Consider the following 23,142-nt stretch of genomic DNA (forward strand, 5'->3'; position numbering starts at 1 on the left):
GTTACTTACTTCCCTTCTTGATTTTGATGAATCTGACCAGATTGGGCGTGGCGACAAACAAAATCACCAGGCCCTGCATCACACCGATCATACTGGTGGAAACGCCAGCCACATAGCTCATCTTTAAGGAGCCGGCGTCGATAATTCCGAACAGCAGAGCGCTGAGCAGAACCGCAAAGGGATTATTTCTACCCAGAACGGCAACGGCGATGCCGGTAAAGCCATAGCCGGGGGAGAACAGGTCAATGAAGCGGCCCATTTTGCCGAAGACTTCGGTGGCGCCTGCCAGGCCGGCCAACGCACCGCTGATGCCCATGGTCAGGATGATTGTGGCGGACATGGGGATACCAGAGGCCTGCGCGGCCAAGGGATTCTCGCCCATGGCACGGATATTGTAGCCTGCACGGGTCTTTGCGAAGAAGAAGTACTGTGCGACCATCAGCATCAGGGCAAGGATGATGGCAGTGGTCAGTTGAGTCTTTGGAACCAGCTTGGTTAGCATGTACCCCTCGCCGATGTGGATGGTCTTGGCAGTCTGGCTGCCCGCCTCCTTCAAGGGACCGTTGACGAAATGGCTGGTGAGGAACTTGCAGATATAGTTGAACATGATGGCGACGATGACTTCGTTGATCTGTAGCTTTGCCTTGAGCATGCCGGTCATGCCGCCTACAGCACCGCCAGCCAGCGCACCCGCCAGCATACAGACGATGATCACCACCAGTCGGGGCATCCCCTGCATGGACAGCGCCACAACAGTGGCCACGAAAGCGCCCATATACAATTGGCCTTCCGCACCGATGTTGAAGATACCGCCCTTGTTGGAGAAAGCACAGGCAAGGCCGACAAAAATCAAGGGCGTGGCTTTGGCCAGGGTGTTGGCGATGGAGTTCATGGAGCCGAAGGAGCCGTTGAGCATGGCGGAAAATGCCTGGAGGGGGTTGTAGCCTGCCGCCAGCATGATTAGTGCGGAGATCACAAACGAGAATAAAATTGCGGCCATAGAAATGGCCAGATCTCCCAGTGTGGGTTTTAATCTCCCTTTATTTCCCATGTCTTCTGCTCACTCCTTCTGTCCGGCCATCAGCAATCCGATTGCTTCGGTGGTGTAGTCTTCGTTTTTCTTCAGCGCCAGCACCTCGCCCTTGTACAGGACGGCAATCCGATCGCTGAGCTTGCGGATATCCGTCAGTTCTGCAGAGATCAGGAGTATGGCCTTTCCCTGACGGCGGAGGTCCAGGAGGATCTCGTGGATATACTGAATGGCGCCGATGTCCAGACCGCGGACGGGCTGGCAGGCGATGACAAAGTCGGCGCCCTTGGCGACTGCGCGGCTGAGGACCATCTTCTGCTGGTTGCCGCCGGAGAGGGAGCCGATGGACTGATTCTCATCAACAGCACGGACGTCGAAGCTCTTCATCAACGCCTTGGTCCGTTCCAGCAGATGTTTCTTCTTGATCAAACCGTGGCTGACATATTCGGCAGAGAACTGAGAACCCAGCAGATAGTTATCCACGATGGAAAAGCCGGACAGAATTGCCCGCTTCAACCGGTCGGAGGGAATATAGCCGATACCCTTGGCGCAGCGCTTTTTGGTGTTCCATTTGGTGATATCGTCGCCCAGCAGGACGATGCTGCCCTCTTTGCATTTTGTGAAACCCATGATCATCTCTTCAAGCTGCTGCTGGCCATTGTCTTCGACGCCGGCAATGCCCACGATCTCACCTGCGCGGATATCGAAGGACACTGTGTTCTGTGCATTGGGCAGCAAACGGACATTCCGAAGGGACAGGACTACTTCACCGGGGACCTGGTCCTCGCGCTTCTGATCGAAGGAGACTTCGTGGCCGACCATCATATTAGCCAAGTCCGTGACGCTCTTGTCGGCCACGGCGCAGGTCTCCACAGACTCACCGGCGCGCAGGACAGTGACATGGTCTGCCACAACCTTGATTTCGTTGAGCTTGTGGGTGATGAAGACGATGGTTTTGCCCTCGCTCTTCATATCCCGCAGGATATCCAGCAGCTGCAGGACTTCAGGAGGCGAGAGAACGGCGGTGGGTTCATCAAGAATGATGATATTGGCGCCGCGGTACAAGGTCTTTAGGATCTCAACGCGCTGCTTCTTGCCGACGGACAGCTCGGAAACCTTCTGGGTGACGTCCAGGTCGAAATTATACTGATCAGCCAGTGCCTGTACAGCATGGATGCTTTCCTTTTCATTGATGGTAAACTTGCCAAGCTCGTTGCCGATGATAACATTTTCCCAGATCGTCAGCGCATCCACCAGCATAAAGTGCTGATGAACCATGCCCAGCCCCAGATGGAAAGCGTTGCGGGAGGAGTGGTTTTCCACGGTTTTACCGTTGATTCTCACGGTGCCTTCCTCGGGCTTATACAGACCGAAGAGCACGTTCATCAATGTGGTCTTGCCAGCTCCGTTTTCCCCCAAGAGACAGTGGATCTCGCCCTTTTCAACAAGAAGATTCACCTTGTTATTGGCGGTGAAATCTCCGAAGCGCTTGGTAATTCCAATCATCTCTACTGCATACATCAATTGACACCTCTTGTGTAGATAATCAGGAAACGGAAAGGGCACCGCAATACTGCCCATATAAATTGCGGTGCCCTTCGTTATTCATGCCGGCAGATCAGAACTTTGCGGGGACCTCAATCTCGCCATTGATAATCTTCTGCTCCAGACCTTTCAACTGCTCGACGATTTCATCGGAAATCTGGATGTTGCTGCCCTCCAAAGTGTAGCCGATACCGCCCTGGGCCAGACCAAGGACGACTTGCTCGCCCGGCTGCAGCGTACCCTCGGAAGCTGCCTTGACGATCTCAAATGCGGCGGTGTCAACGCGCTTGAGCATACTTGCGACGATGTGGTCGGGGTCGATGATGTTCTGGTTGGAGTTGCAGCCGATGGCTATAAAATCGGCTTCCTGTGCGGCTGTGAAGACGCCCAAGCCGGAGCCGCCCGCTGCCTGATAGATGATATCACTGCCGGTGTTGAACTGACTCAGAGCGATTTCCTTGGCGGTAGTGGTGTCGCCGAAGGGATTGTCACCGCCAACATACTTGATGTCGACTTCGATGTCGGGGTTGATGTACTTAGCGCCTGCGTCGTAGCCGGCCGCGAAGCGCAGGATGGTGTCGTTCTCCATCGCGCCGACAAAGGCAATCTGGTTGTTGTCGTTCAGGCCGTAGGTGGCGGCGTCCTGCTTCATCAGGGCAGCCATAGCGCCTACCAGGAAGGAGCCTTCCTGCTCACAGCAGGAGTAAGAGACGATGTTGTCCGCGTCAATGACGCCATCAATGAATGCATAGTTCTGATCGGGGTAGTCAGGGGCGACGGTCGACAGAGCATCCATCTGATCGAAACCAACACAGACGATTACAATGTACTCGCCGGAGTCACTCATGTCGCGCATGATCTGCTCGAAATCAGAAACCTGCTTGGGTTCGGCGTAATCGAAATCGATGCCCAGCTCGTTCTTGGCGCGCTCCATACCTGCGTAGATCAGGTCATTGTAGCCTTGGTCACCCAGACCACCGACGCCCAGGATGCATGCAGCCTTCAGCTCAGACTGCGCGCTGCTGCTGGCGGGAAGAGCGATATCTTCGCTTTTGCCGCAGCCTGCGAACAGAGCGCAGGCCAGCATGACGGCCATCACAATTGCAATCGTCTTTTTCATCATATCCTCCTGTATTACGGCAATGTTTGCCGCATGTATGTTGGGCCCAAAATAATCAGTTCTGGAATGCTGCGAACAGTTCATTCAGCGCCTTTCTGGAGTTGACCTCCAGGCAGTGCTCGACGAATCTGCCCTTAATGGGCTGCTCACGTAGGTCCACCACGATTTTGCCGCGGCAGTAGGTGCCGCCGCATTCTACACGGGTCACCATTTTGCGGGTGGTTACCACGCTGGGATCCACAGCGACCACCATGGCAAGGGGGTCGTGGAGGGGACTGTACTCCATGGTGTAGTTTTGGATGCGGCTGCCGTTCATATAGTGCTGTAACGCCTTGGAGATGAAGGATACGGCATCCTTCTTTGCAGGATTGCAGCAGCGCAGCAGCTTGTCTACATCGGCACGGGTGAGATGGGTCACGGTGGTCACGTCAAGCCCCACCAACGTCATGTCCCAATCGGCCTGCATGGCGATGTCGGCCGCCTCGGGGTCACCGCCGATGTTAGCTTCTACCACAGGACTGACGTTGCCAGACGCATACACCGTACCACCCATGGCCACGACGCGCTTGATCTTTCCGGCATAATCAGGATATCTTGCCAGGGTGTTGGCCAGGTTTGTCATTCTTCCCAGGGAAATTAAAACCAGTTCGCCTGCGTGATCACAGGCCTTCTGATACATGAAGTCAGAAACATCCATGTCCATCGGGCGCTGGGACGTTGCGGGAAGCTCCACATTTCCGGTGCCGTTGACGCCGTGGATGAAGGTGGGGAAGTCCTCACATTCACCCCGCAGGGGCTTCTCAGCACCGGCACATACGGGGATCTTGCCTTCATAACCAGCCAGCTTCAGAATACGCATTGCGTTTTCAGCGCCCTTGGAAGCGGATACGTTGCCAACACTAGTGGAAATACCAACAATTTCCACATCCTTTCGGAACAGGGCGAACAAGATTGCAATGGAATCATCCACACCGGGATCGCAATCAATAAATATCTTCACGTTTTTCCTATCTTTATATGTATTTTGGAGATCCAGTTACAAAAAACCTGCGGTTTTATTGCCTTGTGTTTCCTCATGCGGCGCTGCTGATATCAGATCAGCACAATGTCGGTAAAGCCGTTGCGTCTGGCAATATCCGCCAGATGCTGAAGTTCATCGGCGGTGGGGACCCGCAACTGGCTGCGAAAGGGTTGCCGGACGCCGAAGGGGCGGTAGGCGATGATCTTGTAGCGGATGGAACCCGTTTCCAAGAAGGGGGCCAGAAGCCGGGTGATTTCAGTCACCGTCTGCTCGCTGTCCAGATAACCCGGTACCACTACGGTGCGAATCTCCTCCAGCTTGCCAGCTTTGGCGAGCTTGACGGCATTGTCGATGACCATCCGGCTGCCCATGCCGGTGAGCTTGCGGTGCAGGCCGTCATTCCAGGCCTTCACATCCAGCATGACGCCGTCGCATACAGCCATCAGTTCAGCATCAGCCGTGTAGTCGTAGCTGCCGTTGCTGTCCATCAGGCAGGTGAGCTTCTTTTCTTTGGCCAAGGTAAACAGCTCCAGCAGGAAATCCCGCTGTAGGGAGCATTCGCCGCCGGAGACGGTGATGCCCCGGATGAAGGGCAGGTCATTCTTCAGCAGCGCCATCACCTCAGATGCGGAATATTCTCGGACCTTGGCAGAGGCCATATTGGGACAGGCGGCCAGACACTGGTCACATTTGCAGCACTTCTCCTCCCGCCAGACTACCTTGCCCTGCTCCATGGTCAGGGCCCCGGTGGGGCAGGCAGAGACGCAGACACCACAATGGACGCAGCGATTGATGGTTTCGGGATTATGGCAGTAGCTGCAGGTGTAATTGCAGCCCTGGAGGAAGATCGCGGCTCTGTTTCCGGGCCCATCCACGACGCTGGTGTGGATGATTCTGTTGACAAGCGCTTTCATTCCAGACTCCGCACCTTTCTTTCCAGAATGCGGCTGTTGCGGACCTCGCCAAGCCCCCAGGTGGCGTTGGCCTGCTGAACAGCAATGCCGGCATCGAGCTTGGCGATGTCAGACTTCTTAACCAGATAGCCGGTGATGCGGATGACGTCAGCGTCAGAACCATAAGTAGAGAAGTAGCGCATGCCCTGGGCAAAGCCGCCCTTGATCAGGTCGACGATGGCGTCGGGGTTGCGCTTGGCAGTCTCGTCGAAGGGGAAAATATCGCCCACACCGGATTTGAAATAGGGGTGGAACTGACTGCAGTGGAGCAGGTGCTCATGCAGGGGCAGCTCGTCACCGATTGCGATGCGTACGCCGGGGCTGATGGAATAGTCATCGGCGATGCCGACCTGGGCATGGAGGGAGAAGTGATGACCGGTGCAGTCGCAGAAGCGGCTCTCGTAGCTTTCCACGCACGTGGTCAGTTTATCGAGGATGCGTTTTGCCATGGCGTCGGCTTCCTCGCTGTGGCCGTAGGTGCCGCTCTTACCTTCCTTTTCCATCAGAATATTGACACATTCGTTCATACCTACCAGACCGAACATGCCGGTGAATCTGTCCAAGCTGACAAAACCCTCCTGGACCAGGAAGTTAGACTTGAAGAAGTGCGTCTCCTCCACCAAGAAAGTAATTTTTTTCTCAATGTAGTCGCACAGCTCCTTGGCGGCAATCGGCAGCAGATCGTTGATCAGATGCTCGCTGTCCTTGGCCCGTTCGGCCAATCTGCTCAGCACGATGCGGGACAGCGTGAAAGCGCCGCCGCCGATGGGCAGAGCGTTGTAGCAGCTGGCAATACCATAGGGGGTAGTGTAGAACTTGCTGTACTCCTTGTGATTGGCGAAGCTGGGCTTGGCGCAGGCCAAAGCGCATTCCACGCAGAGCTTTGCAAAATCGTCTGGGGTAATGTCGGGATCGTACAGCAGTGTCATGGAGGGAATGGCGTTTTCCCACAGCTCCTTCTGGATCTCCACGATCATGCGGCCGGCGCGGGTCTCTTCGGGCCCCAGATTCATATGGCAGTAGGAGTCGGAGATGGTGCGGTCCAGGAAGATCAGGAAGTGACGGATCAGCTTTCTGGCTTCTTCCTCATCCTCAATGAAGGGTTCCAGCATTTTGTCCACCGGCCCCAGATATACAGGGAAGTGGGTGACAGAGGGAATATGCTGGTAGAAGATTTCCAGGACAGTGACGGCCTCCCACAGGTTGGTAGGGGGGTCCAGCCTCAGAAACTTGCAGCCTTCCCGCATCAGCTTTTCATAGTCGGGCAGAACGTAGCGGGGGGCGTAGGTGCCGTTGCCTTCGCTCATGGTGCACAGGACGCCGGCTTCCTGCAGCTCCCGGAACCGCGGGGTGGTATCGAAAAATTCTACATAGTTCAAGGGAATCGAAGACAGGTTCATCATCGCTTGCTCATGGGTAAGGGCACAGTTGTCGATGACGGCTTTTACATCTTTTTTCATGTCAGTAATGTTCATCATAAGAGACTGCTCCTTTCGCGTTTTTTGATATTGTGGACCTTGTGAAATTATGATACCATATGAATAAATATAATAAAATGACAGGTGTCATTTTTGAAAAAGGTTGGTTAGTATGCACAAAGACGCGTCGGTGTTTTTACACCAAATTAACAGCTGCATCCGGGGATTTAATGGTTCTATCCAGGAGGCATATCAATTTCCCCACTCGCCGCAGACCATTCAGGATCTCTCCGCCTGTGCGCCGCATCTGGTGCACCGAAAAGAGGCCAACACCTATTTATTCCATATATTTCAGCCGCTGCAATATATCTATATTCTGCTGGAGGGGACGTGCTGTGTCGAAAAGTACAATCAGGGTGGGAAACTGTTTACGGACTCAACTCGGGATGCCATGCAGATCTTCGGCCTGATCGAGGCTTCGACGGATGAACGCTGCCATACTGTGTCCATGAAATGCATCACAGACTGTACCTATGCAAAAATCCCTGTGGCCAGTTATATGAAGATCGTCCAGTCCGACCCTGAGCTGCTGATGATGTCCATGCAGTTCTTATGCATTTTCTTTAGAGAGCATGTGCAGACTACAGATCAGCTGATGCTGGATGTACCCCGCCGGAGTATCCTGTTGAAATTGTATCACTACTGCGCGGAGCGGCCTTTCCCAGTGACGGTCCAAATTCAGAAGAAAGAGCTGGCGCAGGATCTGAATATGAATCTCAGGACCCTTTACCGACACCTGGACAAGTTCTATGAAGAGGGAATATTGTCCTCACAAAAGGGAAAAATATGGATTTCAAGGAAACAGTATTTAAAAATTGAAGCGGAATTGATGGATTTGGATAAGTAGTACTGTTTTGAATACAACGGTTTCGTTTTATAGAATATCAGGATGAACAAAAAGACTGGCAGACTCAAGGTCTGCCAGTCTTTCAGCTTTGCGATTAGGGCTTGTTTGAAAAAAGGCGGAGATTGTGCTAAAGCAACAAAATAGCGATGGAGGCAAGATACACAAAGGCTAGGAAGGAAGCATCCGACTTGTCATATCTGGTGGCGATTCTGCGAAACCACTTGATTTTCTGGAAAAAACACTCCACCAGATGGCGTTCTTTATACAGATGCCAGTCAACCGGCCAGGGATCGGAAACGTTGCTTTGCGGCGGGATTACATAGCTGGCCCCGTGCGCTGAGATATATTCCCGAATCGTCCGGGCACCATAGGCCCGGTCTGCCAGCACGGCACTCCCGCCGATTCTGACCTTTTTCAGCAGTTCAACAGCGTGAACCGAATCGTGGTCATTTCCAGCGGAGAGAAGGAACTCCACCGGGTTTCCTAGACCGTCTACGACAGCGTGGAGCTTTGTGTTCCACCCGCCTTTGGTACGGCCAACCGCCTTATCCGCCGTTTTTTTCCCCGCCATTTGCGCTTTCATGCACCTTTACGCAAGTGGAGTCCATGCTCAGGTTCTCATATCCGCGTCCGCAGACAGTGTGTGGAATACCGCTTCCAGAGTGCCCTCATTCCGCCATTTGGCGAATCTTGCGTATATAGACTGCCAAGGACCATAGGTCTCCGGCAGCTCACGCCACTGCGCACCGCTCCGGACGATCCAGAGCATTCCGTTGAGCATGATCCGGTTATCCTTCCGGGGATGACCCCGCTTTCCCGTTTCTTCCGGTGGCAGCAGCGGCTTGATTCGTTCCCATTGTTCTTTTGTTAATTCATATCGTTTCATGCTCATAGTTTCGCATAACTTGGTTTCTTGTGCAACTTTTATTTTTCAAACAAGGCCTAGTCTCATTATTGAATTTCTTCTGGATTGGGAATGGAGGACTGGGCGCCTTTGCGGGTAACTGCGATGGCGGAGGCTTTCTGACCATAGGTGATGGCCTCCGCAACGTCCGCACCCTTGCTCAGCGCCAGAGCAAATGCCCCCATGAAGCAGTCGCCCGCTGCAGTGGTATCCACGGCATGCGCCTTTTTGGCAGGATAAAAATGCGTTCCCTCCCGGTTCATCAGCAGACATCCGTCGCCACCCAGGGAGACCATGACATTTCGAACACCTTTGGAGAACATTTCACCGGCGGCTGCCGCCAGATCCGCTTGGCAGCTGAGGGGCCTGCCTGCCAGAATCTCCAGTTCCGTTTCATTGGGCTTGATGTAGTCCACGCCCTGCCAGAATGAGTCCGGCAGACCGGGCAGTGCGGGCGCAGGGTCGATGATGACCGTTTTCCCCATGGATACCGCCAGATCCTTTGCGTAAGCCACGACGTTCCAGTCAATCTCCAGCTGCATCATAACGATGTCGCAGGCTTGGATCAGGTTTTGGTGTTGATCGATTATCTCCCTGGAGACCAAGCCGTTGGTACCAGCGATCAGAATAATCGAGTTGGCGCCATTATCGTCCACGGTGATAAATGCTTGGCCGGTGGTGGCGCCGGGCAGAGTGGAAATGCCGGAAGTATTCACGCCTACGGATTCCAAATTTGCTTTCAGCACTGTGCCGATGCTGTCGTCTGCGACAGCGCCGATCATGCTGACATCACCGCCGAGCTTGCCGACGGTATAGGCCTGATTGGCACCTTTACCGCCGGGGACCAGTGTGATGCTTTTGCCGGCGAGGGTTTCGCCAGACTGAGGCATGTACGGCGTTTCAATTACCGTATCCATATTCAGGCTTCCGATAACCAATATTTTTTTCATCTGCATCACCTTCCTGTTTGTAATAATTACAGCCATGAGCAAAATTCAAAAAAAGTAGTCATTGCAAGGGATTCCGGCCATGGCTGAAACCGGAAATCACTCCATTGATATAGAAAGCGAAGCCCCTTTTTGGTAAAATTAACTTGCAGAAAAACCAACCAGAAAGGGGCTGGCCGCTATCTACCGACAGGAAATCATCCAGGATGTGACGTTGTTTACATCCCAAAGCGCCGCTGTGTTCTACGGCAAGCTTTTTAGCAGTCTGGACTTCACGCTGCCCAGAGCGGCAACTGGACGGCGTGGCTTCCCCAAAGAAGCTATGCTCTGCTCCCTCATTGTCATGAAATGCGAGGGGGTTCTCTCAAGTCACCGACCTGGCCGATTATCTGAACAACAACCGGCTCATCGCCCACTACTGTGGCTTCAATATCATGGAGCCTCTGCCGTCCTACTGGACCTATGACCGCTTCCTGCGGCAACTGTACGAGTTGGGTCTAGCGGACGCCTCCTTCGTTGGTCTGGACTCTACCCCCATCATGGCGAACACAAAGCAGAACAATCCCAAGTCCTTTGTAAAGACCAAATTCTCCAAAGAGGTTCATCCGAAATGCGATCCAGACTGTGCGTTGGGAGTCCATTCAGCTTCTAACCAGCACAATGAACGCCGGTATGAGTTCTACTGGGGATACAAAAGCCATGTGCTGGTAGACTGTATCTCCGGGTTGCCCCTATACGAGCTAACCACACCAGCCAACATCATGGATTCCACGGTTGCCCTTGACATCCTCGCCGCAGCCAACCAGATAATCCCTTTGCAGGGGTGTTCCTTTCTTGCGGATAAGGGCTACGATTACGATGTTAAAAGCATCTACAACACCGTGAAATCGGTCTATGCCGGTGAAGCCTTTATACCCCTCAAAAAACGCAATTCCAAGAGCAAAGCCCTTCCTGCGGGCAACCTGATCTGTGATGCTGGACTGGCTATGCACAAAGATGGCAAAACCACCGGCAACGGTCGTATCCGTCAAAAATTCTGCTTCCCATTCCGCCAGTCCAAGCGCGGTGTTTGCCCCTGTAACCACAAGAATTGGAATAACGGGAAGAAAAACAGGGGCTGCGTTAAATACAGGATCATTCCCTCGGACTACAGGCTTTCCATTGACCGCAGCTGCCTCTCTTTCAAGAGGACATACGCTTTGTGTACAGAGTGCGAAAGATACAACTCCCGCTTTAAGGCGTCTGGGCAGGAACGATTATGGGTGCGTAATGGAAACAGTGCGGCAAACCTCAATACGCTGGCCCACATCTCCGCTCTGGCTATTGCTCTGGCCGCTGTTTTGTCTGGCTCTCACTCCTACCGCGCATCTAAATCATTTAGGCGATCCGCTTAATGGATGTTCCTATATGGCATCTCTATAATAATTATATTTTACACAATCGTAAAAAATAAATAATGTCAAATGTCATAAATTCGCGGCACACATATCGAATTTCGGGGGACCCTGCATGATTGTTCCTCTTGCGGTAATGGCGCTGCTCCCCTCCGCCGAAGCTGTCATTATGATCTCCTATGCCTACACCCGTCTCAATCGTTTGTGGGATCAACTGCAAAATGGACCGCACCCATTGTGGTTGCAGAAGCTTGCTTTAAGAAGGTCAATGCACTATCAAAGTCAGCTTTGCGATTAAGAATGAACTGAATCATGTCATTCCACTCACGGGTATCTCGTAACCGTCAAATCTCCCTGCGCATAAAAAGGCCGCCATCTCAGTGCCTGTGCATTGAGATGGCGGCCTGCAGTTCTATTATGATTTAGGACTTCTGCATTCCTGGGGTGCGTTCACCGGGAGGAAAGATTCGGCCCAGGCTTCATCCGTCTGGCTCATGTCAGGCGCGTTGTGCAGGAGCCAAACCAGGTAGCGGTAGGGATCCAGGTCGTTCTCCTTTGCGGTCTCAATCAGGCTGTAGATCACAGCGCTGGACTGGGCGCCGGCCGGGGTGTTGGAAAAGAGCCAGTTCTTCCGGCCCATGACGAATGGCTTAATGCTGCGCTCGGCACGGTTGTTGGAGAGTTCCAGCCTGCCGTCCTCCAGATAGCGTACCAGATAGGGCCACTGCTCCCGCAGATAGTGCAGTGCCTTGCCCAAGGCGGACTTGGGCGCCGTCTTGGCGCTGGTCTCATTTGCCCATGCCAACAGAGCGTCCAGAACCGGTTTCTCCAGTTCCAGCCGCTTGGTATAGCGCTCTTCCGGCGTCAGTTCCACGAGAGCCTGCTCCAACTGAAACAGCCTGGTGCAGTAACACTCGCCGGTGGCCGCCAGAGATTCCTGCCGTTTCTCTTTGAGCAGCGTTTGCAGCGCCTCGTCAAATTTTCGCCTGGCATGAGCCCAGCAGCCCACCACCCGGATGTTCTCCGGCAGCTTGTGGTAGCCCTGGTAGCCGTCTGCGTGCAGCCAGCCGGAAAAGTCCTTGAGGAAGGCCGCCGCGTGCTCCGCCTTCCGGCTGGGCTGGTACTCATACAGGACAATGGGATACTCGGCGCAGCCGCTGGTCCGGTAGACCCACATATAGGACTTGCTTGTAGAAGTCCTGCCCGGTTCCTTCAGCACCTGCAGCGTGGTCTCATCCCCGTGCAGCACGGTTTCCCGGCACAGCTTCCGGTGCAGGGCGTCATACACCGGCCGCAGCCAGGTGTCCGAGGCCTGCAGGATCCAGTTGGCCATCGTCTGCCGGGACAGCTTCAGCCCCTGCCGCTGGAACTCCTGCTCCAGACGGTACAGCGGCGCGTACATGACGAATTTCTGCGTCATGATATGGGCTACCGCCTCTGGTGAGGCGAAGCTGCCTGGGCAGAGCGTCGGCTGTTTGGGTGTTTTCCGGAGATTGCCTTCGCCTGTTTCCGCCTCGCACTGCTTGCAGGCGTAGGTGTAGTACACATCCTCCCGGATCCAGAACCGGGCCGGCTCCATCTTCAGGCTCCGGTGCACCTCTTTCCCAATCTCCTCCATAACTGAGCCGCAGGCATCACAGGTGCGCTCCTCCTCGCAAAGGCGGTGCTCCACCACTTCCGTGGGGGTCCCCTCCGGCACGATATCCAGTACATTGCCGCTGTGCCGCTTGCGGGCATGGGCCTTCACCGCCACCTGTTCCGCTGTGGCATTTTTCGTCCCATAGGCGTAGGCCTCCGCCTCATTTGCCATGAGAGACAGTTGGTCCATTAGGCCCTCCTGGAGCCGCTCTGAGGATGTGCCAAACTNGCCGGTGCAGGGCGTCATACACCGGCCGCAGCCATGTGTCCGAGGCCTGCAGGATCCAGTTGGCCATCGTCTGCCGGGACAGCTTCAGCCCCTGCCGCTGGAACTCCTGCTCCAGACGGTACAGTGGCGCGTACATGACAAACTTCTGCGTCATGATATGGGCTACCGCCTCTGGTGAGGCGAAGCTGCCTGGGCAGAGCGTCGGCTGTTTGGGTGTTTNAGTGGCCGCCAGAGATTCCTGCCGTTTCTCTTTGGGCAGCGTTTGCAGCGCCTCGTCAAATTTTCGCCTGGCATGAGCCCAGCAGCCCACCACCCGGATATTCTCGGGCAGCTTGTGGTAGCCCTGGTAGCCGTCTGCGTGCAGCCAGCCGGAGAAGTTCTTGAGGAAGGCCGCCGCGTGCTCCGCCTTCCGGCTGGGCTGGTACTCATACAGGACAATGGGATACTCGGCGCAGCCGCTGGTCCGGTAGACCCACATATAGGACTTGCTTGTAGAAGTCCTGCCCGGTTCCTTCAGCACCTGCAGCGTGGTCTCATCCCCGTGCAGCACGGTTTCCCGGCACAGCTTCCGGTGCAGGGCGTCATACACCGGCCGCAGCCAGGTGTCCGAGGCCTGCAGGATCCAGTTGGCCATCGTCTGCCGGGACAGCTTCAGCCCCTGCCGCTGGAACTCCTGCTCCAGACGGTACAGCGGCGCGTACATGACGAATTTCTGCGTCATGATATGGGCTACCGCCTCTGGTGAGGCGAAGCTGCCTGGGCAGAGCGTCGGCTGTTTGGGTGTTTTCCGGAGATTGCCTTCGCCTGTTTCCGCCTCGCACTGCTTGCAGGCGTAGGTGTAGTACACATCCTCCCGGATCCAGAACCGGGCCGGCTCCATCTTCAGGCTCCGGTGCACCTCTTTCCCAATCTCCTCCATCACGGCACCGCAGGTATCACAGGTGCGCTCTTCTTCGCAAAGGCGGTGCTCCACCACTTCCGTAGGGGTTCCCTCCGGCACGATATCCAGTACATTGCCGCTGTGCCGCTTGCGGGCATGGGCCTTCACCGCCACCTGTTCCGCTGTGGCATTTTTCGTCCCATAGGCGTAGGCCTCCGCCTCATTTGCCATGAGAGACAGTTGGTCCATTAGGCCCTCCTGGAGCCGCTCTGAGGATGTGCCAAACTGCCGTTTTTTTGCAAGACCAAGCTGCTCCAGAAGCCATTGGTTCTGGAGCTTCAATTCTTCATATTCCGCCCGTGAGATGGTCACCATTTCCGGGGTGCTTGCGGCAGTGTTCTTCTTGTTTTCCATGAGAAAATGATACCATAAAACAGGTTAAAAAGCCAGCATTTTCAATGCTTTCCGGTATCAGATCACGCTCAGGCCGCTCACTGCTTTGTTTGCCTTGGGCTGCTCTGTCTTCAGTCCCTCCATCAGCCAGCGGTACTGTTGAGGCGTCAGGGCCTGCACTTCCTTCGTACTCCGGGGCCATTGGAAACTGCCGCTCTCCAGACGCTTATACAGCAGCAGAAAGCCGTCTCCTTCCCAGTAAAGCGCCTTGAGCCGGTCCCGCCGCCGCCCGCAGAAGAGAAACAGCACCCGCTGAAACGGGTCCATCTGGAACTGGCTCTTTACCAGAGTGGCCAGTCCATCAATGCCCCGCCGCAGGTCTGTGTATCCGCAGGCGATGTACACCGGACAGCTGCAACTAAAATCGTTCAGCATATGTGCAGCATCTCAACCAATATTTTCAGCTGCTCCATCCCACACGACGGATAGATATCCATTCTCACATTCCCGACATACAGCGTAGCGGAATGTTCTGCTTCGTTGCGGCATTCCCGCCTTGGAATCGGCACTTTTGCAAAGGCAACCCTGTCCTGTCCTTCCTGCTGTGCCATGCTGCCAGCAACAGACAGTGCTTCTCGCTCCCAGCGATAATATGTAGTTGGTGTGATCCCCTGTTGCCTGCACCATTCCCGAACCGATCGCCCGCTGCTCCGGCATTCCTTGATTGCTGAAGCCCATTCCTGTAACTGTGCCTGGTGTTTCAACTCGATAGATGTCACTGCAAGACCCCCCGTACAAAATAGTGCTGGAACGTTCCGCTACGTTCCAGCACTATTATCTCATACATGTCTATCCGCCTGCTCCTTTGACGGTTACCCGAAAACACGATTTTTCCCAATACGTTTTCTCCCGTCCCGGCCCGCAGGCCGAGTAAAGAAGCGGCGTAGATCAGCCCGTGGGGTGGGCTGGTCTGCGCCGCTTCTTTGGGTTTCGGAGGGGTGGGGACGTGGGCGCAGAAATGCGGTCTTTGGCCACACTCCGACAAAACCAGGGGTTTCCAAAGGGGAATCTTCCTCCCCTTTGGCACACGACCTTGCTTGCAAGGTGTAGTGTGTTATACCTGCTGGCGCGGCTGGCGGGGGAAGCGGGGGGCGGTGCGATATGCACCCCGCTTCCATCGTCAGGAAAACAGGCGGATTTTTTGTGACTGGGAGGGAACAAAAAGCCCGTCTGTTTTCAGAGAGCGGCGGCAGGTATACAAGCCCCCGTCCCTCGTCTTTCGTCTCCCGCAGTGCTGAGACAAAGTGTCCCAAAGCTACGGAACGCCATTCCCCAAAGCCCAAAAGGGCGGGCAAGCACCCTTGGGGCTTGCCCGCCTTGGGTGCCCATCAGCAAAGACAGGCGGGGCTGTCAACAGCGGCTCAAAAAATGCGCTGTTCAACTTGATTGTTGACTGGTTCGGCTGACTTTGCTACATTTTCTTTTCATTTTTGGAGTTGTAAAAAGAAAAATAATGTAAGCCTTGCTTGGTTTCATCTCTTATACTTGATAGCGCTACTGCCTTGTTGTTTTTTTCATCTCTGAATAATTTTTCATCAGCAGGTAGTCCCTGCACATAACTCAAAAAGCGACAAAACAGTGGAGCATCAAAGAAATGATTATCCCCAGAAACAAACTCGATACCCCAATAACTCAGCTTTCTCTTTTGTACACTCATTTGCGTCGGTGGACAAAGGGATACACAATAAAACAACCAAATATGGACTGCCAACCTACTGAAATTACCGCCCTAATGAGACACAGGGCGGTTTTTTCATAGGCAGAGGAAGGAGGTATTCCTACAAGCGGGGCTTGACTGCAAAAGTCAGGCTCTTTTTTCATGCCATCAAATAAGAAGGAGGAAATGCGAATGGCCGATGAAAAAGCAAAAATCGTAACTGACGCAACCGGGCCGGGCTCTGGCCCTGCCCCGCCCAGCCCGAAGCAGCCGCACAGGTTCCCAAACAGGAACAGCCCGCTCCCAAGGTTCCCGCCCCGGATAAGGCCGAAGCTCCCGCACAGGAGGCTCCAGTTTCACAGGACAAGGCCGCAGACGCTCTCAAGGAGCAAAAGGCCGCCAGCGTGTCGGTCTTTAACTTCTCTGAAATCATGGCCGAGAAGAAGGCCACGGAGCGAGCCGCCGCCCAGCAGGAGGCAAAAGTCCCGGAAAAGGCGGCTTCTCCCGCTCCGTCCAAGGAGGCCGGGGCCAAGCAGGAGGAACAGTCCCAGTCCTCGAAACGCCGGGGCCGTCCACCCAAGGCAGACAAGGAAAAAACTGCTTCTCCCGGACAGAAAGAGGCTTCCAGCAAGAAGGGCAAGGCGGCGCAGAAACCCGCTCCCGCCAAGAAACCGGAGAAATCCCCCAAGGCTCCCAAGCCCGCCAAGGCTACGCCCGAGGTAAAGGCTCCCGTTCAGGCTGAAACGCCTGCGGCTCCTGCCGAGGCTCCCCGCCCGGGCAAGGAGGAACAGATTGTTTATATCAAGCTGTCCGAGCTCCACGCCTTCAAAAATCATCCCTTCCAAGTCCGTAATGACGAGGAAATGAAGGCTATGGTGTCCAGCGTCCGGGATAAGGGCGTAACCCAGCCCGCTATCGTCCGTCCCCGTGAGGACGGCGGGTAACGGCGGACATGTTTATCTCCACCGTCCGCAAATATACCAGAGCCAAGGCCCTGACCCCCAGGATGCTCAATGAACTGATCGATCACATCGAAGTCCACCAAGCGGAGAAGATCGACGGGATATGGGAGCAGCACCTGGTGATCCATTACAACTGTGTGGGGGCCATCTTCATCCCCGATGTATTCCCACTCCCAGCGCCCCAGGTGTCGGTAAATACAAGAAAAGGCGTAGTTGTCAACTACGCCCCAGGTCAACTCGCTGTATAAAAAAGGCGGGTGTTCTTAACAGCCTTTCAAATGCTGTAAGAACACTCGCCATGGTGCGGCTGGCGGGAGTCGAACCCGCACGCCCATACGGACACAAGCACCTCAAGCTTGCCAGTCTACCAGTTCCAGCACAGCCGCAAAATGCGACCCACGTTTGAATCGCAAGGATTATTATATCTGCTGTGGCTGGATTTGTCAACAACTTTTTTCAAACCGCAGCATTTCTCTGCGGTCACAGCCAGTCGTCCACCACATCCCGGACTCCGGCGGGGCCTACCGTGTTTCGGGTAAGTAGCTCCATGAGGCTGTCGATCCGTTCGGTGTTCACGGTGAGGTCGGGGATGGCGGCCGTCTCGCCGCCGGCTTCCCGGACCTTGACGCCATAGCTCTCACAGGCGAAGTGTCCTCCTACCTCCATCTGCCCGATGAGCACGTAGTATTCAAAGCGGTGGGGCTGTCCATCTTCTCCAGCTGCCGTGCGGCTGCCGACGAACAGTTCACGCATGCCGATCCCTCCTCATTTGTTGTAATTACCATTATATGTAATATTATTCCAATTTCAAGGGAAACGAGTCGCCTGTTCTGACAGAAAACCTCCGAAGCCGTCCCAAAAGCCGGGGAGGGGACGGGGAATGTTGGCGAAAAAGCATGGTGGAAGGTGAGAGACGTCGGACGATTCTACAAATGGTAGTACCCTTGCTTTTGACGGCACGGATGGTATAATGATGACTACCGACATAAACCGCGGGGCGGTATTCAACCGCCGGGACCGCAGAGAATGGGAGGATCACAGATGAAAATCGTACTTTTGGAGTCCCTGGGCGTGCCGGACGCCCTTCTAAACGAGTGCGCCCGGCCCTTTGTGGAGGCTGGCCACACCTTTGAGGCCTATCCCAAGGATACCGATCCCAAGGTCCAGCTCCAGCGGGCGGCTGACGCCGACGTCATCATGCTGGCCAACATGCCCCTCAGCGGGGAGGTCATTTCCGGCTGCTCCAATCTGAAGTTCATCGATGTGGCCTTCACCGGCGTAGACCACGTAGATCTGGCCGCGGCCAAGGCCAAAGGGGTGACAGTGTCAAACGCGGCGGGCTACTCCACCCAGGCGGTGGCTGAGCTGAGCCTGTGCATGATGCTCTCCCTGCTGCGGAACGTGCCCCAGGTGGGGGAGCGCTGCCGGAACGGCGGCACCAAGGACGGCCTGGTGGGTTCGGAGCTCCGGGGCAAGACAGTGGGCATCGTGGGCGCCGGCGCCATCGGTACCCGCACTGCGCATCTGTGCGCCGCTTTCGGCTGCAAGGTGTTGGCCTACAAGCGCCACGTCAAGGGGGACGAGCCCGACTTCATGACCTTCGTCTCCCTGGATGAGCTGCTGGCGCAGTCCGACATCGTCTCCCTCCACTGTCCCCTGAACAACGAGTCCCGGGGCATGATCAACTGGGAGACCATTGCCAAAATGAAGGAGGGGGCCCTCCTTATCAACGCCGCCCGTGGTCCCGTGGTGGACAGTCAGGCCCTGGCCGATGCCCTCAACAGCGGCCATCTGGGAGGCGCCGGCATCGATGTCTTTGAGATGGAGCCGCCGGTACCTCAGGACCACCCCCTGCTGCACGCCAAGAACACCATTGTCACCCCCCATGTGGCCTTCGCCACCGCCGAGTCCATGGAGGAGCGCTGCCACATCGTCTTCGACAACCTGAAGGCGTGGATGGATGGAGCGCCCGTCAACCGGGTTCTCTGAGCGCAGGGCATAAGCACTACAATATACAATAGAATGGAAGAAAACCCACGGCCTGGTGTGGAACCTGACCGTGGTTTTTTTAACGGCAATATGGTATAATGTTGACAGAGAACAAGGGAAAAAGGAGGTACCATTATGGCGCATACTGTGATCACCATCGGCCGTCAGTTCGGTTCCGGCGGACGCATCGTCGCCCAGCGGGTGGCAGAGACCCTGCATATCCCCTTCTACGACAAGGCTGTGATTGACCTGGCTGCCAAGGAGACCGGCCTCTCCGAGGAATTCATCCGTCAGGCCGAGCAGAAAAAGACCAGCAGCTTCCTCTACAACCTCTACATGAGTACACAAAATCTCCCCGTTACCGATCAGGTATTCATCGCCGAGAGCGAGGTTATCCGCAAGGTGGCCGCCGTCGGGCCCTGTGTCATCGTTGGCCGCTGTGCCGACTATGTCCTGCGCAACCAGGAGGGGGTTCTCAACCTCTTCATCCACGCTCCTCTGGACGAGCGGATCTTCCGTGCCAAGGAGGAGTACAAGGTGGATGCCCCCGATGTGAAGGCCTACGTGCTCAAGCAGGACAAAAACCGTGCCGCCTTCTATGAGCACTTCTCCGACAGAGCCTGGGGCAAGGCGGAAAACTACCATTTGGCCATCAACAGCACCATCGGCCTGAACACCACGGTGGATCTTATATTGGCACTGGCCGAGGAACGGGGGCTCCATAAGTGAATCAGCAGCCCCAGGAGAACAAGATGGGCGTTATGCCCGTCAACCGTCTCCTTATTTCCATGTCCCTGCCCATGATGATCTCCATGCTGGTGCAGGCGCTCTATAACGTTGTGGACAGCGTTTTCGTCTCCTACATCAGCGAGGATGCCCTTGCCGCCGTAGGTCTGGCCTTTCCGGCCCAGAACCTGATGATCTCGGTGGCGGTGGGTACCGGCGTCGGTATCAACGCCCTCCTCTCCAAGAGTCTGGGTGAAAAGAACTATGAGACCGCCAACCGCACGGCGGTCAACGGAATTTTCCTGGCCTTCTGCTCCTGGGTGGTCTTCGCCGTTCTGGGCGGCTTCTTCGCCCGGACCTTCATGGAACTTCAGACCCCGGTGGCGAGCATCGCCGACTACGGCACCACCTATCTCTCCATCGTTGCGGTGGCGTCGGTGGGCATGATGTTCCAGATCTGTTTCGAGCGGCTCCTCCAATCCACCGGCAAGACCATTTTCACCATGATCTCCCAGGCCACCGGCGCCATCATCAATATCATCATGGACCCCCTGCTCATCTTCGGTGTGGGGCCGTTTCCCCAAATGGGCATCGCTGGTGCCGCCTGGGCCACTGTCCTGGGCCAGATCGTGGGTGCTCTGCTAGGTCTCTACTGCAACCTGCGGATGAATCCGGAGATCTCCATCTCCTTCCGCGGTTTCCGGCCCAACGGCGCCATCATCGGAAAGATTTATTCCGTAGGCGTGCCCTCCATCATCATGTCCTCCATCGGCTCGGTGATGATCTTTGGCATGAACAAGATCCTGGGCGCCTTCAACTCCACCGCGGTGGCGGTCTTCTCCGCCTACTTCAAGCTGGAGTCCTTCATCTTCATGCCCGTATTCGGACTCAACAACGGCATCGTCCCCATCATTGCCTACAACTACGGCGCCCGCAAGCCGGAGCGTATCAGCCGCACCGTCAAGCTGGGGGTGCTGTACGCGCTGGCCATCATGGCGGTGGGTGTAGCCCTCTTCTGGCTCGTTCCCCGGCAGCTGCTGGGCATCTTCAACGCCTCCGACTACATGCTGGAGATCGGTGTGCCCGCCCTGCGGGTCATCAGTCTGAGCTTCCTCTTCGCCGCCTTCGGTATCGTCACCTCCTCGGTGTGTCAGGCCCTGGGCAAGGGCGTGCTGAGCCTGATGGTGTCGGTGCTCCGGCAGCTGGTGCTCATCCTGCCCGCCGCCTGGGTCCTGGGCCATGTGTTCGGCCTGAGTGCTGTGTGGCTGGCTTTCCCCTTTGCGGAGATCTTCTCCTTCCTTCTGAGCATGGTCTTCATGGCCTATATGTTCCGAACCATCATCCGGCCTATGGCAAAGCCCCAGTGACTGGAATGAGTGACCCGGCGGACCTCTGTCCGGCGGGTCACTTTTTGTTTTATCACTTTAACGCTTTACATAGGAAGCTGATTTGTGGTATGATAATTCCAATGCGTGCTCAAGAGAAAGAAGGTCCCGTTTTCATGCTTGCCACCGTCATCAATGCCGTGCTCGTCCTGATCGGAAGCATCCTGGGCGTGCTCTTTAAAAATCGGATCGGCGCCCGGTTCAATACCATCCTTACCCATGCGCTGGGTCTGTGCGTCCTGGGCATTGGTGTTACCTCCGCCATCGCCACGGAGAATACGCTGTGCGTCATTGTCTGCATGGTCTTGGGGACCATCCTTGGCGAGGCCATCCGCATCGAGGACCGGCTGGACGCGGCAGGGGAGCTGCTCCGTCGGAAGCTGGCCGGCGGAGAGAGTGGCGGCAGCAGCCGGTTTACCGAAGGCTTTGTGACTGCTGCCGTGCTGTTCTGTGTGGGCTCCATGGCCATCATGGGCTCTATGGAGGCCGGTATCCAGGGGAAATACGATATTCTGATCTCCAAGGGCGTCATTGACGGTGTGACCTCCATTACGCTGGCCTCTGCCATGGGTGTGGGCGTGGCCTTTTCCGTCCTGCCGCTGATGATCTATCAGGGGGGACTCACCCTCCTGTTCGCCCAGGTAGGCCCCTTCCTGGACAGCGCCGCCATCACGGAAATGAGCGCCGTAGGCGGCACCATCATTGTGGGCATCGCCATCAATATGCTTGGGCTGGGCAAGGCCAAGATCCGGGTGGGAAATATGCTGCCGGCCATCTTCCTGCCGCTGCTCTATCTGCCGGTGTCCCAGTGGATCTCCGGGTTGGCAGGGTGACAAATCCACCATAACGGGAATTTGGCGGCCAAGATGTTCCCAAAAAACGGGAAAATTGGTGCTACCACATAAAAATGATGCGAAAAAAAGCCTTTTATTTTGTAAATACTTGTGCTTTTGAAACAAAAATTTTCCCTTTTGCCCTCTTGCGCAGTAGGCAGAAACGGTCTATACTGATACTTGCGAAAGGCCTGGTGGGAAGGGCTGCATCGCATTACAAAGGAGGTAGCAAACTATGGGATTTGTCAAAGTTGAACAGCAGGGTCACGTTGGTATTTTGACCATTGACCGTCAGGAAGCCCTGAACGCCCTCAACAGCCAGGTGCTCAGCGACCTGGATGCGGCTATCGATGAAGTGGCCGCCAATGATGATATCTATGTAGTGATCCTCACCGGCGCCGGCCGTTCCTTCGTCGCTGGTGCCGATATCGGTGAGATGCGGGACCTCACCTCCATCAGCGGCAAGAAGTTCGGTGTCCACGGCGGCAGCGTCTTCCTGAAGCTGGAGAATATGGCCAAGCCCGTCATCGCCGCGGTGAACGGTTTTGCTCTGGGCGGCGGCAACGAGCTGTGCATGGCCTGTGACATCCGTCTGGCCAGCGAGAAGGCCAAGTTTGGTCAGCCCGAGGTTGGCCTGGGCATCACCCCCGGTTTCGCCGGCACCCAGCGTCTGCCCCGCATCGTGGGTATCTCCAAGGCTATGGAGCTGATCCTCACCGCCAAGGTCATCGGCGCTGCCGAGGCCAAGGCCATCGGCCTCGTGAGCGAGGTCTATCCTTCCGAGGAGCTGATGCCCAAGGCTATGGAGCTGGCCAACGCCATCTGTGCCAATGCTCAGATCGCCGTGCAGGAGTCCAAGCGCTGCATCCGTATGGGCATGCAGACCGACATCGCCACCGGTTCCGCCTTTGAGGCTGAGGCCTTTGGCGTTTGCTTCGGTACTGAGGATCAGACCGAGGGTATGAGCGCATTCCTGGAGAAGCGTGCTGAGAAGCATTTCCAGAACAAGTAAGAAAACAGGGAAAGGGCCGCACTTACCGGAGTCCCCGGCGGTCACGCCGCCAAGCGTTTTGGCCGCAGGACAAAACCTTGAAATCGACGGAATTCATTTCCGGCGATTTGAGTGAGATCACGGGGCCCCTGCAAAAGCG

At 55.6% G+C, this 23,142-nt stretch carries 23 protein-coding genes and 1 tRNA gene; 9 read left to right on the forward strand and 15 right to left on the reverse strand.

What is annotated here, in order from left to right; all coding sequences use genetic code 11:
* Position 1: 1 nt before the first annotated feature.
* The 6 genes from E0E29_RS07130 to E0E29_RS07155 form a co-directional block, all read right to left on the reverse strand.
* The gene (locus tag E0E29_RS07130) at positions 2 to 1,000 is read right to left on the reverse strand and encodes an ABC transporter permease (RefSeq protein WP_242622424.1); all 999 of its coding nucleotides are present in this window, start codon (positions 998 to 1,000) and stop codon (positions 2 to 4) included.
* A gap of 60 nt (positions 1,001 to 1,060) precedes the next feature.
* Positions 1,061 to 2,551, reverse strand: coding sequence for an ABC transporter ATP-binding protein (locus tag E0E29_RS07135; RefSeq protein WP_130849273.1), 1,491 nt, complete (start codon positions 2,549 to 2,551; stop codon positions 1,061 to 1,063).
* Between the two features lie 97 nt (positions 2,552 to 2,648).
* A complete protein-coding gene (locus tag E0E29_RS07140; RefSeq protein ID WP_242622425.1) occupies positions 2,649 to 3,695 on the reverse strand; it encodes a BMP family lipoprotein in 1,047 nt (348 codons plus the stop codon).
* 55 nt (positions 3,696 to 3,750) lie between these two features.
* Positions 3,751 to 4,695 (reverse strand): nucleoside hydrolase, encoded by a 945-nt coding sequence (locus E0E29_RS07145; protein ID WP_130849275.1) that lies wholly within the window; start codon positions 4,693 to 4,695, stop codon positions 3,751 to 3,753.
* 92 nt (positions 4,696 to 4,787) lie between these two features.
* A complete protein-coding gene (locus E0E29_RS07150) occupies positions 4,788 to 5,630 on the reverse strand; it encodes a YjjW family glycine radical enzyme activase (protein WP_130849276.1) in 843 nt (280 codons plus the stop codon).
* Entirely contained in the window at positions 5,627 to 7,147 is a 1,521-nt protein-coding gene (locus E0E29_RS07155) for a YjjI family glycine radical enzyme (RefSeq protein WP_130849277.1), read from the reverse strand. Before E0E29_RS07155 ends, E0E29_RS07150 begins: the two co-directional genes overlap by 4 nt.
* A gap of 112 nt (positions 7,148 to 7,259) precedes the next feature.
* Between E0E29_RS07155 and E0E29_RS07160 the strand changes: the two genes are divergently transcribed.
* On the forward strand, positions 7,260 to 7,994 hold the full coding sequence (locus E0E29_RS07160) for a Crp/Fnr family transcriptional regulator (protein WP_130849278.1): 735 nt from the start codon (positions 7,260 to 7,262) through the stop codon (positions 7,992 to 7,994).
* Between the two features lie 127 nt (positions 7,995 to 8,121).
* Here the strand turns inward: E0E29_RS07160 and E0E29_RS19005 are convergent, their stop codons facing one another.
* The 3 genes from E0E29_RS19005 to rbsK are packed head-to-tail and all read right to left on the reverse strand — an operon-like array spanning position 8,122 to position 9,848.
* Complete coding sequence (locus E0E29_RS19005) at positions 8,122 to 8,577, reverse strand: IS5 family transposase (protein ID WP_278045148.1); 456 nt, start codon at positions 8,575 to 8,577, stop codon at positions 8,122 to 8,124.
* A gap of 27 nt (positions 8,578 to 8,604) precedes the next feature.
* Positions 8,605 to 8,886, reverse strand: coding sequence for a transposase (locus tag E0E29_RS19010; RefSeq protein WP_278045149.1), 282 nt, complete (start codon positions 8,884 to 8,886; stop codon positions 8,605 to 8,607).
* A gap of 59 nt (positions 8,887 to 8,945) precedes the next feature.
* The gene (rbsK, locus tag E0E29_RS07170) at positions 8,946 to 9,848 is read right to left on the reverse strand and encodes a ribokinase (protein WP_130849279.1); all 903 of its coding nucleotides are present in this window, start codon (positions 9,846 to 9,848) and stop codon (positions 8,946 to 8,948) included.
* Positions 9,849 to 10,279: 431 nt separating this feature from the next.
* Between rbsK and E0E29_RS07175 the strand changes: the two genes are divergently transcribed.
* Positions 10,280 to 11,239 (forward strand): transposase, encoded by a 960-nt coding sequence (locus E0E29_RS07175; RefSeq protein WP_242622426.1) that lies wholly within the window; start codon positions 10,280 to 10,282, stop codon positions 11,237 to 11,239.
* 415 nt (positions 11,240 to 11,654) lie between these two features.
* Here the strand turns inward: E0E29_RS07175 and tnpC (E0E29_RS07180) are convergent, their stop codons facing one another.
* From tnpC (E0E29_RS07180) to tnpA, 4 genes are all read right to left on the reverse strand, one after another.
* Positions 11,655 to 13,067: an IS66 family transposase gene (gene tnpC, locus E0E29_RS07180; protein WP_130849280.1), complete on the reverse strand. Its 1,413-nt coding sequence runs from the start codon at positions 13,065 to 13,067 to the stop codon at positions 11,655 to 11,657.
* A complete protein-coding gene (gene tnpC / locus E0E29_RS07185; protein WP_130849281.1) occupies positions 13,039 to 14,400 on the reverse strand; it encodes an IS66 family transposase in 1,362 nt (453 codons plus the stop codon). The genes tnpC (E0E29_RS07180) and tnpC (E0E29_RS07185) overlap by 29 nt, the downstream gene beginning before the upstream one ends.
* Positions 14,401 to 14,457: 57 nt before the next feature.
* The gene (gene tnpB, locus E0E29_RS07190; RefSeq protein WP_130849282.1) at positions 14,458 to 14,814 is read right to left on the reverse strand and encodes an IS66 family insertion sequence element accessory protein TnpB; all 357 of its coding nucleotides are present in this window, start codon (positions 14,812 to 14,814) and stop codon (positions 14,458 to 14,460) included.
* Entirely contained in the window at positions 14,808 to 15,158 is a 351-nt protein-coding gene (tnpA, locus tag E0E29_RS07195; RefSeq protein ID WP_130849283.1) for an IS66 family insertion sequence element accessory protein TnpA, read from the reverse strand. Before tnpA ends, tnpB begins: the two co-directional genes overlap by 7 nt.
* A gap of 1,342 nt (positions 15,159 to 16,500) precedes the next feature.
* Here tnpA and E0E29_RS07200 point away from each other — a divergent pair.
* Together E0E29_RS07200 and E0E29_RS07205 are read left to right on the forward strand one after the other, a co-directional pair.
* A complete protein-coding gene (locus tag E0E29_RS07200; RefSeq protein WP_242622427.1) occupies positions 16,501 to 17,040 on the forward strand; it encodes a ParB N-terminal domain-containing protein in 540 nt (179 codons plus the stop codon).
* An 8-nt stretch (positions 17,041 to 17,048) separates the two neighbouring features.
* Positions 17,049 to 17,306, forward strand: a complete 258-nt coding sequence (locus tag E0E29_RS07205; RefSeq protein WP_130849284.1) for a DUF4368 domain-containing protein — start codon at positions 17,049 to 17,051, stop codon at positions 17,304 to 17,306.
* 51 nt (positions 17,307 to 17,357) lie between these two features.
* Here E0E29_RS07205 and E0E29_RS07210 read toward each other — a convergent pair.
* Positions 17,358 to 17,444, reverse strand: a tRNA-Leu gene (locus E0E29_RS07210).
* A 94-nt stretch (positions 17,445 to 17,538) separates the two neighbouring features.
* Positions 17,539 to 17,811 (reverse strand): DUF6514 family protein, encoded by a 273-nt coding sequence (locus tag E0E29_RS07215; protein WP_130849285.1) that lies wholly within the window; start codon positions 17,809 to 17,811, stop codon positions 17,539 to 17,541.
* A 288-nt stretch (positions 17,812 to 18,099) separates the two neighbouring features.
* Here E0E29_RS07215 and E0E29_RS07220 point away from each other — a divergent pair, with 288 nt between their 5' ends.
* The 5 genes from E0E29_RS07220 (at position 18,100) to E0E29_RS07240 (ending at position 23,003) form a co-directional block, all read left to right on the forward strand.
* Complete coding sequence (locus E0E29_RS07220) at positions 18,100 to 19,047, forward strand: 2-hydroxyacid dehydrogenase (protein WP_130849286.1); 948 nt, start codon at positions 18,100 to 18,102, stop codon at positions 19,045 to 19,047.
* A 135-nt stretch (positions 19,048 to 19,182) separates the two neighbouring features.
* Positions 19,183 to 19,776: a cytidylate kinase-like family protein gene (locus E0E29_RS07225; RefSeq protein WP_130849287.1), complete on the forward strand. Its 594-nt coding sequence runs from the start codon at positions 19,183 to 19,185 to the stop codon at positions 19,774 to 19,776.
* Complete coding sequence (locus E0E29_RS07230; protein ID WP_130849288.1) at positions 19,773 to 21,140, forward strand: MATE family efflux transporter; 1,368 nt, start codon at positions 19,773 to 19,775, stop codon at positions 21,138 to 21,140. The genes E0E29_RS07225 and E0E29_RS07230 overlap by 4 nt, the downstream gene beginning before the upstream one ends.
* 134 nt (positions 21,141 to 21,274) lie before the next feature.
* On the forward strand, positions 21,275 to 21,991 hold the full coding sequence (locus E0E29_RS07235; RefSeq protein WP_165449832.1) for a DUF554 domain-containing protein: 717 nt from the start codon (positions 21,275 to 21,277) through the stop codon (positions 21,989 to 21,991).
* 235 nt (positions 21,992 to 22,226) lie between these two features.
* Positions 22,227 to 23,003: an enoyl-CoA hydratase-related protein gene (locus tag E0E29_RS07240; protein ID WP_130849290.1), complete on the forward strand. Its 777-nt coding sequence runs from the start codon at positions 22,227 to 22,229 to the stop codon at positions 23,001 to 23,003.
* The last annotated feature ends 139 nt before the right edge of the window (positions 23,004 to 23,142 follow it).

This window comes from Intestinimonas timonensis (assembly GCF_900626145.1).
Lineage (GTDB): Bacteria > Bacillota > Clostridia > Oscillospirales > Oscillospiraceae > Intestinimonas > Intestinimonas aquisgranensis.

Bases quoted from the DNA above. Each gene is read 5' to 3' on its own strand.
- E0E29_RS07130 (WP_242622424.1), bottom strand. From the start codon at position 1,000: ATGGCCGCAATTTTATTCTCGTTTGTGATCTCCGCACTAATCATGCTG.
- E0E29_RS07135 (WP_130849273.1), bottom strand. From the start codon at position 2,551: ATGTATGCAGTAGAGATGATTGGAATTACCAAGCGCTTCGGAGATTTC.
- E0E29_RS07140 (WP_242622425.1), bottom strand. From the start codon at position 3,695: ATGAAAAAGACGATTGCAATTGTGATGGCCGTCATGCTGGCCTGCGCT.
- E0E29_RS07150 (WP_130849276.1), bottom strand. From the start codon at position 5,630: ATGAAAGCGCTTGTCAACAGAATCATCCACACCAGCGTCGTGGATGGG.
- E0E29_RS07155 (WP_130849277.1), bottom strand. From the start codon at position 7,147: ATGATGAACATTACTGACATGAAAAAAGATGTAAAAGCCGTCATCGAC.
- E0E29_RS07160 (WP_130849278.1), top strand. From the start codon at position 7,260: ATGCACAAAGACGCGTCGGTGTTTTTACACCAAATTAACAGCTGCATC.
- E0E29_RS19005 (WP_278045148.1), bottom strand. From the start codon at position 8,577: ATGAAAGCGCAAATGGCGGGGAAAAAAACGGCGGATAAGGCGGTTGGC.
- E0E29_RS19010 (WP_278045149.1), bottom strand. From the start codon at position 8,886: ATGAGCATGAAACGATATGAATTAACAAAAGAACAATGGGAACGAATC.
- rbsK (WP_130849279.1), bottom strand. From the start codon at position 9,848: ATGAAAAAAATATTGGTTATCGGAAGCCTGAATATGGATACGGTAATT.
- E0E29_RS07175 (WP_242622426.1), top strand. From the start codon at position 10,280: ATGGAGCCTCTGCCGTCCTACTGGACCTATGACCGCTTCCTGCGGCAA.
- tnpC (WP_130849280.1), bottom strand. From the start codon at position 13,067: ATGGACCAACTGTCTCTCATGGCAAATGAGGCGGAGGCCTACGCCTAT.
- tnpB (WP_130849282.1), bottom strand. From the start codon at position 14,814: ATGCTGAACGATTTTAGTTGCAGCTGTCCGGTGTACATCGCCTGCGGA.
- E0E29_RS07205 (WP_130849284.1), top strand. From the start codon at position 17,049: ATGTTTATCTCCACCGTCCGCAAATATACCAGAGCCAAGGCCCTGACC.
- E0E29_RS07215 (WP_130849285.1), bottom strand. From the start codon at position 17,811: ATGCGTGAACTGTTCGTCGGCAGCCGCACGGCAGCTGGAGAAGATGGA.
- E0E29_RS07220 (WP_130849286.1), top strand. From the start codon at position 18,100: ATGAAAATCGTACTTTTGGAGTCCCTGGGCGTGCCGGACGCCCTTCTA.
- E0E29_RS07225 (WP_130849287.1), top strand. From the start codon at position 19,183: ATGGCGCATACTGTGATCACCATCGGCCGTCAGTTCGGTTCCGGCGGA.
- E0E29_RS07235 (WP_165449832.1), top strand. From the start codon at position 21,275: ATGCTTGCCACCGTCATCAATGCCGTGCTCGTCCTGATCGGAAGCATC.
- E0E29_RS07240 (WP_130849290.1), top strand. From the start codon at position 22,227: ATGGGATTTGTCAAAGTTGAACAGCAGGGTCACGTTGGTATTTTGACC.